Origin of the sequence: Pseudomonas sp. ATCC 43928 (genome assembly GCF_005938665.2) — a bacterium.
Lineage (GTDB): Bacteria > Pseudomonadota > Gammaproteobacteria > Pseudomonadales > Pseudomonadaceae > Aquipseudomonas.
Window position 1 is genome coordinate 4,989,291 of record NZ_CP041753.1, and the last position, 12,456, is coordinate 5,001,746.

The following is a 12,456-nucleotide window of genomic DNA, read 5'->3' on the forward strand; positions in this document are numbered from 1 at the left end:
AGGCCGCTTGCGGGTGTACATCCAGGTTCAATCAGTTCGGTAACCAACCCTCAGCCCAGTAGTTGAGGTTGTTGCCCTTGAGCATGTAATCGCGCAGCACTTCCTCACGCAGCGCATCGCCCATGCGATAGCTCGCATCAGGGTCGGACAGGTGCATGCGGATTGCCTCGAGCCATTCCTCGGTGCTGTTGCTCACGACCTTGGTGCAGGGCAGATAGCCGCGATAGGCTTCTGTGTCGGTGCAAATCACCGGGTAACCGCAGGCGCCGTACTCCAGCAGACGCAAGTTGCTCTTACAGTCGTTGAAGATGTGGAACTCCAGAGGAGCCAGTGCCAGGTCGAGGTTCAGGCTGGCCAGTTTGGCGGGGTAAGCCTCAAGACCGACACCTGCGTGAAACTCATGCACAAATGGTCGTAGCGCCTCGGGGCACATTCCGAAAAACACCCATTCGACTTCATTGGCAAGCAGACGCACCACGTCGGCAATAATTGCCAGGTCACCGTCATGACTGGTGCCGCCGCCCCAGCCTACGCGGGGTTTGCGCGAGGTACGTCGATGACTGGTGAGGCCCGTCCACAGATGCGGTGCAAGCATGTTCGGCACCACCCGAATATCGTGATGCATGTCACGCAATGCATCCGCCAGCGGCTGAGTCGATACCACGACCCGATCACACAATCCGACACCACGCCGCACCAGTTTGTCGACACCCACTTCGGCCTTGCGGATGTGCGCATTCTTTTTCGGCACATCGATCACATAATCGTCGAGCTCAAAAATCCGGAAGGCGCGCGAACAGTTTTTGATTCGCTCGACCTCATCGACAGCCCCCTGACTGTACCGTCCCTGAAGGATGATCACATCAGGCGAGCACCGCTCAAGTTCAATGTCCGATGGCGTATGGTAGGTCAAATGCCCTACCACTCGCCCTGCCGCCTCCAGCTCGAGGAACGGCTGGCTGACCCGATAATGCCCCACCGCCGTGGCGTTGATCGGAATCGCCAGGATCTTGGGCAGGGGCTGACGGGTGAAGGGATCCCACCCGTCCTTGAACCCCGGCTCCAGACTGAAATTGCTGGTGCCCAGACTCAGGTTCCGGTTATACGCCGGATCCCTGGCAACCACAGGCAACCAGTTCCGGTAGAAGTGTTTCTGCTCAGCTTGCAGCACTTTAGGTGCAGGCCCGACAGTGGAAGCCGGGATCGCCTGCACCAGCTCCGCGTATGGCGTCCATACCACCAGGTAGCCGGCCTGCCGCACACGCAGACAAAAATCAGGACCATTAAGCGCCTGGGCCAAATGTTGTTCGTCCAACCCCTGCAACTCGTCGAAAACCTGCTTGCGTACCAGGAGACAATCGACGCCGACCGCACTGAAGTTCTGTACAGTTTGCTGACGCTGCATGTAGCCAGGGGCGTTGAGCAACTCTCCGCGATTGGGGACACCAATGGCCCCCCGCAACCCCAGAACCAGTGCCGAACCCTCGATCCGGCCCTGCGGACTCAGCATTCGCCCGCCAACTACACCGACCTCAGGGCGCAGGCCGTGATTCAGCAACTCGTCCAGCCAATCGGCATTGACGATGATGTTATGGGGGCTGAGCAACAGCAGATAGTCGCCCCGCGCCTGGGCCGCGGCGAAGTTATGCACCGCTGCCTGGTTGTCGCCATAGTCACAGCGCAGCACTCGCAGTTTGTCGCTGCCCATTTGCTCCATGGCCGCCAGCCAGCTACAGGCATCTGCGGCAATGCTGGCGTTATCGGCAATCAAAATCTCGTAACGCGAATAGGCCGTTTTTTCCAACAGACTTTCAACACAGCGCTGCAAAGAACCGATCTGGTCCCTGGTGGAGATGATGATCGATACAAGAGGCTGCTGGTCATGGAGGTAGTCAACACGATTGATCAGCGCCAGACTGCCGCTACGGATGCGGTGTGGCGCCTCAATACGCTGTAGATGCGCGGCAAGTACCCGAGGATTCTGCTCGATGACCTGGGGTTGCGAGAGCCACTGAGACAGGCGCAAGGCAGACTCCACGAGCACTTCGCTCACATGGCCGATGGCGTGCGGGCCATTGCTCTCCACCAGACGCCAGACCAGATCGTGAACACCGAGCTCATCGTAGCCCGCAACAATGCCGCCAAGCTCGAGAACCCGCTGACGCTGTAAAGCGAGGACCCGGCCGATGTAAGGGTAACTACGCATCAAGTCAAGATTGAAGTCCGGCTTGAACACGGGCTCGATCGACACCTCATCGCGCAGCCCTCCCTCATCGCTATAGAGACAGCGCACGTCCGGCATTTCGACCATGCGCTCGGCCAGCAGCAACAAGGCCAGCTCGTTCAAACGATCGCCCGCCCGGACCAGATAGATCCAGTCTGCCTCATCCAGTTGCCTCAGCAGTCGATTGAACTGAGCGACCGGTTCTTCATGCAAACGTACATGACGCACACCTTCGCAGGGCGCATGCTCCGAACGGGAAATCACCACCACCTGCTCGGCGGCATAAACCTGCTGACGAATACTCTTGAGCGTATCTTCCAGCGCTACGCTATTACCTTCGCTATCAATGACGATCGGCACAATCCGCGGACGCCAGGCCCACCCCTGCAGGCGGGCAGGCAAAAGACGCTGTTGAGCGGGGTTCAATGTGCGGCAAGACAACCATTCACGATACAGGTCGACAAAACTGTCGCAGTCGTCACCCACCCGGGAAAGCACCAGGGTGTGGATGAAACTCAGGGATCGGCCCAACCCCGACTCTTCCCAGGCATAGGGCTGACCATCGACTGCATCGGCCAGAGCCATATAGCGCACCCAGCCTGGTGCAGGTGCCGGCTCGCCACTGCGCAATGCAAGCATCTGTTTGAGCCAGTCGAGCTCTGTCGCCAGCGCATTCCTGACGTGTGGCTGATTACTCAATCGCGCCGAGTGCAGGCGCTCGAGACTCAGAACCTGACTGACGACAACCAGATTGCCGCGACGCAACAAACAGGCAAACAAGGCGAAGTCCAGGCGAGCCACGAAACCTTCACCGACCTGGGTCAACGCCGGCAAATACTCCAGCGCATGACGGGTACGCAGCAGCGCCCCGCTCAAACCGCTGAGGAAGTTGACCAGGGTGCTTTCCAGAATCCCCAACAGATCCTCACCCTTGAACAGCGTGATGCCAGTAGAAAAACAGCAGTTTTCCAGCCGCTCGGACAACAGGATGTAATCGCCGTCGCAAAACTGTCGCTGGGCGATGACCAGATTCACGTCATCACGATCGATAAAACCTTCGATCTGCTGCTTGATGCACTCAGGCAACAGTTGATCGTCGTCGCACAGCAGCTTCAGATAATCGCCGCTGGCCTCTTGTGCGCAAGCCATGAGGTTACCCTGAAATCCCAAGCGTCGATCATTGCGTACATAACGTAACCGGATCGACTGCGGCACCTCACAATCCTCGACGATCCGGCGGATTTCGTCGCCGACACTGTCGTCGCAGACAATCACTTCGAAGTTGCTGTAGGTTTGATTCAGCGCGCTTTGCAACGCCGCCTGAAAGAACTGCGGATTGAAGGCGGGGATGGCGATGCTGACAAGAGGGACTGGTTTCACGGCAGGGGAACTCTCGAGCGGCGGAAGCTCACTCTAAAAAGAGTGGAGCCTCCCGGAACCGCTGAAAAAAGACGGTTTGCACTCGGCAATCTGCAACCCTCGCGATAAATCGCGAAGGCCTGGATTCAGACTTTGTTGAACAGCCCCAACTGAGCGATCTTGCTGAACGCCAATTGCGAGGCCTGCAACATGGTTTGCTGCAGGGTCAGGCGGGTCATCACTTCGGCCGGATCGGAATCGCGAATCGACGACTGGGTCTGGGTATTGGCCAGCGCCAGACTCTGGTTGATCTCAGTCTGAGTGGTCAATGACGAACCGCGCCCCCCCACGGAACTGATGCCGGCCGCCAACTGGTCGATGCCACTGGACAGATTGCCAATGCCTGAACCGATCGCCGCGTTTAATTGCTGGATGGCGATCGGGTTGTTGTTGGTCGGTGTCGCCAGTGCGGTCTTCAGTTGGCTGACGGTATCCAGAACGTTCTGTGTCTGGTGTGTGTTGACTGCAACGGAGAACTGGTCACCCGCAGCCGGTGTACCGGCCAACGTAAAGGTAACGCCGGACGCGGTTGCCGTGGCACCGGCCATGGTGCCGCTGGACACCGGTTTGCTGCTGGCGGTCAGTGGCGCGGCGTACAAATCGTAGTTCGTGGCGCTGGTGAACTTGAGGATCGCACTACCGTTCGGGAAACTGGCGTGGTAGTTGGCGCTGTTGGTGACCGCGGTACCGGTGACCAGTGCCGCCGAAGGATTCCCCGGGCTGCGAGACGTAGTGAAGCTGTCCGGCTTGGCCGCCAGGGTGAAACTGTGCCCGGTGATCACTGTACCCGGGACGTCACCCGCTTGCAGGTTGATGTTCAACTTCAGATCAACGCCACGGAAATTGACAGTCTGTGTGGCCGCACCGTTGGTGGAGCTGAACACGCCGTTCTGACTGGCCTCGGCGGTGACGTCGTTACCTAGCGAATCGGTAATTTTCAACTGCGTGCCGCTGACGAAATCCACGGTGTAAGGCTCGCCGCTGCGGAACTTGGCGTTGTAGGTGACATCGGAGCCGACCTGACCGTTGGACAACACCACACGACCGTCATCGACCGCAGGCGCGGTGAGCGTGGTCTGAGTACGGCTGGTGTTGATCGCCTGCTGGAACACATCCCAACCGGTGCTGTTGGTGGCCATCGACTGGGTATCGCCAATCGGCAGATCCAGCGTGACCTGATCACCGTTGTAGGCGTAGCTGCCATCGGTGTTGCGGGTGAACGGCACCACATCGCCCTTGGACCCGGAGAAGATGTACTTGCCGTTTTCATCCTTGGTGTTCATCAGGCTGAGCAGTTGCTCTTCAATCTGCCCCAGTTCGGAAGCGTTCGCCTGACGGTCGGCATCGGTATAGCCAGCGTTGCCTGCGCCGAGCGCCAGCTCTTTGGCGCGCTGCAGCACGTTGCCAATACTGGTCATCACCGACTCGGTCTGGCCTAGGGTGCCTTTGATGGTGGTCATGTTGGCCGAGTACTGGTCAAGCATCGAAGCCTGCTGACCCAATTGCAGCAAACGCGAAGCACCGACCGGATCATCCGCCGCGGTATTCACGCGAACCAGGCTGCTGGCCTCTTCGCTGCTCTTGACCACGTTGGAAAAGTTCTTCTGATAGTTGGCAGCAGAGGACTCGTAAAACTGGGCGGTAGAAATGCGCATGGGCTACGACTCCTTAAAGACTGTTGATCAGTGTGCTGAAGATTTCCTGCGCAGCCTTGATGATCTGCGAAGACGCGGTGTAGTACTGCTGATACTTGACCAGGTTGCCGGTTTCCTCATCGAGGTCGACACCGGACAACGAGTCGCGAGCGCCCTTGGCGTTGGCCAAAATCGCGGTGGTCGCAGCACTGTCGAGCTTGCCCTGGGCCGCTTTGGCGCCGACGCCCGAGACCAGCTTGCCGTAGGCGTCGTTCAGGGAAATACCGTTGCTGGCCGAACCGGTGTCCACGGCCTGCTTGGTCTGCAAGGCGGCCAGTGTGGTGCCGTTACGGTTATCCAGCGAACCCGGCTGGCTGAGCGATACGTTGATCGCGGTGCCGTTACCTGGCGAACCGGCCACGGTCATGTCAAACGACACAGTGCGCTGCACGATGGGCGGTCCCGGATCATTGATCGCGGCACCGGTGCCGTCGACCAGTGGAATGGTCAGGCTCAACGTATTGTTCTGGCCCGGCACGATGGTACCGCTGCTGAGCGAGTTGCCTTGGGCATCGAGCATTTGGTAAGTCTGAGTCGAACCACCGGCCGCACCAAATACGATCTTGACCGGCGTCGACGTCTTCAGGCCGTTCTGGATCGTGGTGGTGGTCGCCGTGTCGTAGATATCGAACTTGGTGGTCAGGGTCGGCTGACCGCTGGCCGGAATCGTCAGTGTGCCGCTGCCGCCCGCAGCAATGGCCGCGCCCAACGGTGCCGCGATGGCCAGACGCTTGGAGTCGGTCATCTCGGTCTTGATGTTGGTCGCCGCGTTGCGGGTCGGGGTGATCTTGAACGTGTCGCCGGCGGCTGCGGTGCCACCGGAAAGTGTCATGGAGAAACCATCGATCACCGGCGGTGGCGTGGTCAGCGTGCTGAACGCGCCCATGGCGGTGCCTTCTGGCAGACGCTGCACGGTGTAGTTGGTGGCGCTGGTGAAGGTGACCTTGTAATCGTTAATGGTCAGCTTGCCGCTGTCCTCGATGCTCACATCGAAGTTGCCTGAGCCGGCGCTGTTGCCGACCGTGGCAACGCTGCGTTGGGCCATTTGCGCGGCGGTGTTGATGCTGTTGAACAGGTTCGAACCAAAATCACCGTTCTTGTCGATGCCCTGGGCCTGGACGGTGTTCATCTGATCGGCGACGACCAGCGCCACACGCCCCAGTTCATTCATGGCCGGGTCCAGCACGGTGCTGCGATAACGCAGCAAGCCGCCCATCTCGCCACCGGTCATCACCGAGGTGATATCGATGGTGCTCGAACCGCGATTGAGCTGAATGGCCGAACGCGACGGGTCGTCTTTGCTCGGCACCACTTCCAGCTTGCTGGCGGTATTCCCCATGACCAGCGGCTGTCCGCTGCCCAGGTAAATGTCGAGGTTACCGTCACGCTCGAGCACTTGCGCCCCGGTGAAGGTGGACAACTGGCGCACGGTCTCGTTGCGCGCGTCGAGCAAGTCGTTAGGCTGGCCGCCGGCGTTGGAAACTTCGGAGATCTTCTGGTTCAACTGGGCCACGGTGGCTGCCAGTTTGTTGACCTGATCGGCCATGTCCGCCAGGTTGCCGTTGATGTCCGCGTTCTGCGCGGTCAACTGGCTGGAGATCGAGTTGAAACGGTTACTCAGGGCTTGCGCATCGCTGAGCAGCAGTTGGCGGGAAGCATCGTCGCCCGGTTTGGCGTTGACGTTCTGTACCGAGGCGAAGAACTTGGTCAGGGCGCCGTTGAGGCCGGTGCCGCTGTCCGACAGCAACTTATCGAGCGGGCTGATCTGTCCGGCATAGGCAGCCGAGTCGCTGTTGAGCGAGGTGGTGGTTTGCAGTTGCGCATCGAGGTAGCTGTTGTACACCCGACGCACATCGGCCAGGGTCGTACCCGTGCCGATGTAGACATTGCCGAACTGATTCGAGGCCTTGCTGCCCTGCACGGTTTGCTGACGCGAGTAGCCTGCGGTGTCGGCGTTGGCAATGTTGTTACCGGTCACCATCAACGCGCTTTGGCCAGCGGATAAACCCGACATCCCGATGTTGAGCAAACTCATGATTCAAACCTTATGCCTTGTGCCTATAAAGGCGTAGTGGAAGCGCCCGCTGCAGCGTAGTTTTGGTAACTCGTCATCTGCTTGGCTATCTGCGAGATCTTGCTTGCGTAATCCGGGTCGGTTGCATACCCGGCTTTTTGCAACTCGCGTACAAACTGTTCTGGGTTATCGGCCGACTTCAGCACATCTTGATAGCGATTGTTGCTTTGCAGCAGCGTCACAAGGTCATGGAAACTGTCCTTGTAAGAGGCGTAGGAACGGAACTCAGCCGTCTCCTTGACCATCTGGCCATTTCTGAATTCGCTGGTGATCGCCCGCGCCGAATCGCCCTTCCAGTTACCACTGGCCTTGATCCCGAACAGGTTGTGGCTACTGCTGCCATCCTGGGCGCGCATGACTGATTTGCCCCAACCGGTTTCCAGGGCGGCCTGAGCCACCAGGTAACGCGGATCGACACCGATACGGTCGGCGGCTTCTTTGGCCATCGGCAGCATGGTGTTGACGAATTCGTCGGCGGAACTGAAGGCTTTTTTCGCCGGCGCCAAGGGGATTTGAGCCATGGCACGACCATAAATCTGCAGGCGCCCGCTGGAGCTCGTATCCGTTTGCGAAGCCAGCCAATCGCCGTTGTACAGCGGGCCGGAACCGGTCGCGGTGCTCGGCGGCACCTGGATTTTGTTCTGCGTTGCGGTGGCGGTTGTCGCCGTGGTCGATGCCGACGGCACCAACCCTGCGAGCAAACGGTCGGCCAGTTTCGGTGGCAGCGCCAGACGCCGCTGATTGATCAGCGCCATGTCGTTGCGGTGTGCGCCCTCGCCCGCACCTGCCGGCGCCCTCACCGCGCGTGAAGCCCACAACGGGCGCTCGCCGTTGAGGCGCGACAGCGGCCCGTTGGTGGCGACCGTACCGGCGGCAATCGGTGTTTCCACGGCGGCCTTCGCGGCGGCTTGCTTGGCGGCAGATGCTGCCGCAGCCTCACCCGGCGCCAACGGTTTGTTCTTCGACATCTGGCGCATCAACACGTCAGCCAGGCCGATACCGCCGCCTTCGCGAGACAGGGAAACGGCCAACTGCTGGTCGTACATTTCCTGGTATTGCTTGGCTGCCGGCGTGTTGAGCGGATTATCCTTGCCCAGCGCTTCGGTGGCCGAGCGCATGGACTTGAGCATTTCGCCGAGGAACAGCGACTCGAATTCCTGCGCCACTTTGCGCATGTTCGCATCGCTGTTCTTGTCGCCGACCTTGAGCTGATTCAAACGATTCAGGTCCGAGTAGGAACCCGAATCGCTGCTGCTGACCAGACCGCTTTTGCGCATATCCATGATCGCCGTCCTCAGATCACGATCAGGTCGGCTTGCAACGCGCCGGCCTGTTTCAACGCTTCGAGGATCGCCATCAAGTCACCCGGTGCTGCGCCGACCTGGTTCACCGCACGAACGATCTCGTCGAGGGTGGTGCCCGGGCCGAACTTGAACATCGGCTTGGCTTCTTGCTGAGCGTTGACCCGCGAACGCGGCACGACCGCCGTCTGCCCGTTGGACAGAGGACCGGGCTGGCTGACGATCGGGTCTTCGGTGATGGTCACGGTCAGGCTGCCGTGGGTCACGGCGGCCGGGGAAACCTTGACGTTCTGGCCGATCACGATGGTACCGGTGCGCGAGTTGATGATGACTTTCGCCACCGCCTGGCCCGGATCGACTTCGAGGTTTTCGAGGATCGACAAATAGTCGACCCGCTGGCTCGGATCGAGTGGTGCGGTCACGCGGATCGAGCCACCGTCAATGGCCTGAGCGACGCCAGGGCCAAGCATGTCGTTGATCTTGTCGACGATGCGCTTGGCCGTGGTGAAGTCCGAACGGTTGAGGTTCAGGGTCAGACTGTTGCCCTGATTGAAACCGCTCGGCACTGCACGCTCTACCGACGCACCACCGGGGATGCGACCGGCCGACGGAACGTTGACGGTGATCTTGGAACCGTCACGACCTTCGGCATCGAAACCACCGACCACCAGGTTGCCCTGAGCGACGGCATAGACGTTGCCATCGATACCTTTGAGCGGCGTCAACAGCAAGGTGCCGCCACGCAGGCTCTTGGAGTTACCGATGGACGCTACGGTGATGTCTATCTGCTGACCCGGCTTGGCGAACGCCGGCAAATCAGCACTGATCGACACCGCCGCGACGTTCTTCAACTGCACGTTGCCGGAACCTGGCGGCACCTTGATGCCGAACTGCGAGAGCATGTTGTTGAAGGTCTGCAGGGTGAACGGGGTTTGCGTCGTCTGGTCGCCGGTACCGTTAAGCCCGACCACCAGGCCGTAGCCGATCAATTGGTTGGAACGCACGCCGGAAATACTGGCGATATCCTTCAGCCGCTCGGCTTGAGCATCGAAGGCCGCCGTCAACAACAGGACGCCCACCATAAGGCTTTTCAGATTCAACGTAGCCACCTAGAAAGGGAACAGCGGGCTGAGGAAGAAACGGTCGAACCAGCCTGGCTGACTCGCATCGGCAAACGAACCGGTGCCCGAATAGGTGATGCGCGCATCGGCGATACGGGTCGACGAAACGGTGTTGTCAGTCGCGATGTCATCGGCGCGAACAAGCCCTGCAATCCGCACCAGTTCATCACCGGTATTGAGGGTCATCCACTTCTCGCCGCGTACGGCGATGATACCGTTGGGCAACACGTCGGCGACGGTCACGGTGATCGAGCCGGTGAGGCTGTTGCCCTGCCCGGCCTTGCTGTCACCCTTGGTCGCGCGGTCGCCGCTGTAGCTGGCATCCAGACTCAGGTCGCCGCTGTCGAGCGGGTTATTTACGCTGGGCTTAGTGCCGAACAATGAGGAAAGACCAATGCTGGTCTTGCTGGTCTTGCCGACCTGGGAATTGGCGTTCTTGCTCGCCTGGGTGCGCTCGTTCAGGGTGATGGTGATGATGTCACCGACCCGGAATGCCTTGCGGTCGCTGTACAGGTTCTGTTCGAAACCGGCCTGGTAGATCGAGCCGTTATTGGCGGCAGCCGGCAGCGGCGTGCGCGGCAACACCGGGGCGTAGTAAGGGTCATTGGGCTTTGGCGTCGGACCGACGCACCCCGCCAGCGCGGCGACCCCACTCAGTGCCAGAACAGATACAAAGCGATTCATGACCCTACCTCACGGTGTTGCAGGCGACCTCATGGCCGCCTCATAGACTTGATTACAGATTCTGCGTTACGAACGAGAGCATCTGGTCGGCGGTGGAGATCACTTTGGAGTTCATCTCGTAGGCGCGCTGAGTGGTGATCATGTTGACCATTTCTTCAACGGTGCTGACGTTGGACGTTTCCAGGGTGTTCTGCAGCGTGGTGCCGAAACCGGCCAGGCCCGGGGTGCCGACTTGCGGCGCGCCACTGGCAGCGGTTTCCAGGAACAGGTTGTTACCCACCGCTTGCAGACCGGCCGGGTTGATGAAGTCGGCGGTTTGCAGGTTGCCGATCACCTGGGCGGCCGGGCTGCCGGCAACAGTGATGGACACGGTGCCGTCACGGCCAACGGTGAACGTCTGGGCATTGTTCGGAATGACAATGGCCGGCTCCAGGGCGAAGCCGCTGGCGTTGACGATCTGGCCGTTGGAATCCAGGTGGAAGGTACCGTCACGGGTGTAGGACGTGGTGCCATCGGGCTGCAGGATCTGGAAGAAACCGCGGCCGTCGATGGCCATGTCCAATGGCTGCTCGGTGGTTTGCAGGCTGCCGGCGGTGAAGTTTTTCTGGGTGCCGACGATGCGCACACCGGTACCCACTTGCAGACCCGACGGCAGTTCGCTGTCCTGGGTCGACTGGGCGCCTGGCTGGCGTTTGATCTGATACAGCAAGTCCTGGAATTCGGCGCGGTCACGTTTGAAACCCGTGGTCGATACGTTCGCCAGGTTGTTGGAAATGGTGGTGAGGTTGGTGTCCTGGGCGGACAGACCTGTTTTGGCAACCCATAGAGCCGGAAGCATTCGTTTCTCCTCGTGCGCCTGTTTTACGGCGCGACGTTCTGATAATTAGCTGATCTGCAAGACCCGAGCCATGGCCTGGTCATCGTCTTTGGCGGTGTTCATCATCTTGATGTGCAGCTCGAACTGCTTGGCCAGCGCCAGTACCGAAGTCATTTCTTCCACGGCATTGACGTTGCTCGACTCGAGGAATCCGGACACCAGCTTGACGCCGGCATCGGCTTGCGCCGGCTTGCCGTCCTTGGTGTGGATCGAACCGTCCAGGCCTTTGGTCATGTTCTTGAAGTCCGGGTTGACCAGTTTGATGCGGTCGACTTCAGCCATCACACGCGGGCCTTCGCCCATCGCACGGATGCTGACGGTGCCGTCTTCGCCGACTTCGATCTGCTGCTCGGGCGGCACGGCAATCGGCCCGCCATTGCCCATCACCGGCATGCCGTTGCCGGCGCGCAGCACGCCCAGCGCATCAACGTTCAGGCTGCCGGTGCGCACGTAGCTCTCACCGCCATCGGGGTTCTGCACGGCGATCCAGCCGTTGCCTTGCACCGCGACATCGAGGTCACGGCCGGTTTCCACCAGGGCGCCCGGGGAGAAGTCGGTGGCCGGACGTTCGCTCATGGCAAACGCACGCGCCGGAAAGCTGTCACCAAACACCGGCATCGAACGGGCCTGCTCCAGGTCCTTCTGAAAACCATTGGTAGAGATGTTCGCCAGGTTGTTGGCATGAGCCTTCTGCGCCAGTGCATTCTGGCTGGCGCCGGTCATTGCCACATAAAGGTACTTGTCCACACTCTTTCCTCTGCATGCCGGACGTTTGCCGCCCACCGCTGTACTGCTGAGCCATAAGCAATTTGCAGACCAACTTTTTTCTGGCGGCGTCGGGCCCGGCAAACAAAGGACTTGAGGGATTTAGAGGGGATTGGGGGAATGTATCGAAGACGAAAAACCGGCGGTGTCATGCCGCCAAGAGGCAAGGATCAGCCTGGACGCTGATCGTTCCCCTGTGGCGAGGGCGCTTGCTCCCGCTCGGGCGCGAAGCGGCCGCAAAACCTACCTGCGCGATCTGCCTGCAATAATTCGGTTGTCATTTTTTGGGCTGCTGCG

8 protein-coding genes are annotated in these 12,456 nt (G+C 60.0%); all 8 read right to left on the reverse strand.

Features of this window, described 5'->3' with window-relative positions:
- Nucleotides 1–31: 31 nt before the first annotated feature.
- The 8 genes from FFH90_RS22765 to FFH90_RS22800 all read right to left on the reverse strand — a co-directional run bounded on the left by FFH90_RS22765 (nucleotide 32) and on the right by FFH90_RS22800 (nucleotide 12,141).
- Entirely contained in the window at nucleotides 32–3,604 is a 3,573-nt protein-coding gene (locus tag FFH90_RS22765; protein ID WP_138866126.1) for a glycosyltransferase, read from the reverse strand.
- A 125-nt stretch (nucleotides 3,605–3,729) separates the two neighbouring features.
- Nucleotides 3,730–5,298, reverse strand: a complete 1,569-nt coding sequence (locus tag FFH90_RS22770; protein WP_018929951.1) for a flagellar hook-associated protein 3 — start codon at nucleotides 5,296–5,298, stop codon at nucleotides 3,730–3,732.
- Nucleotides 5,299–5,311: 13 nt separating this feature from the next.
- Nucleotides 5,312–7,372 carry a flagellar hook-associated protein FlgK gene (gene flgK, locus FFH90_RS22775; protein WP_138866127.1) on the reverse strand — a complete coding sequence of 687 codons (2,061 nt, stop codon included), beginning with the start codon at nucleotides 7,370–7,372 and terminating at the stop codon, nucleotides 5,312–5,314.
- A gap of 23 nt (nucleotides 7,373–7,395) precedes the next feature.
- The gene (gene flgJ, locus FFH90_RS22780) at nucleotides 7,396–8,694 is read right to left on the reverse strand and encodes a flagellar assembly peptidoglycan hydrolase FlgJ (protein ID WP_111454410.1); all 1,299 of its coding nucleotides are present in this window, start codon (nucleotides 8,692–8,694) and stop codon (nucleotides 7,396–7,398) included.
- Nucleotides 8,695–8,705: 11 nt separating this feature from the next.
- Nucleotides 8,706–9,794 carry a flagellar basal body P-ring protein FlgI gene (locus FFH90_RS22785; protein ID WP_032831038.1) on the reverse strand — a complete coding sequence of 363 codons (1,089 nt, stop codon included), beginning with the start codon at nucleotides 9,792–9,794 and terminating at the stop codon, nucleotides 8,706–8,708.
- Between the two features lie 27 nt (nucleotides 9,795–9,821).
- Nucleotides 9,822–10,517: a flagellar basal body L-ring protein FlgH gene (flgH, locus tag FFH90_RS22790; RefSeq protein WP_111454411.1), complete on the reverse strand. Its 696-nt coding sequence runs from the start codon at nucleotides 10,515–10,517 to the stop codon at nucleotides 9,822–9,824.
- Between the two features lie 52 nt (nucleotides 10,518–10,569).
- Entirely contained in the window at nucleotides 10,570–11,355 is a 786-nt protein-coding gene (gene flgG, locus FFH90_RS22795) for a flagellar basal-body rod protein FlgG (protein ID WP_007938559.1), read from the reverse strand.
- Between the two features lie 45 nt (nucleotides 11,356–11,400).
- Complete coding sequence (locus FFH90_RS22800; RefSeq protein ID WP_026286705.1) at nucleotides 11,401–12,141, reverse strand: flagellar basal body rod protein FlgF; 741 nt, start codon at nucleotides 12,139–12,141, stop codon at nucleotides 11,401–11,403.
- Between the last annotated feature and the right edge of the window lie 315 nt (nucleotides 12,142–12,456).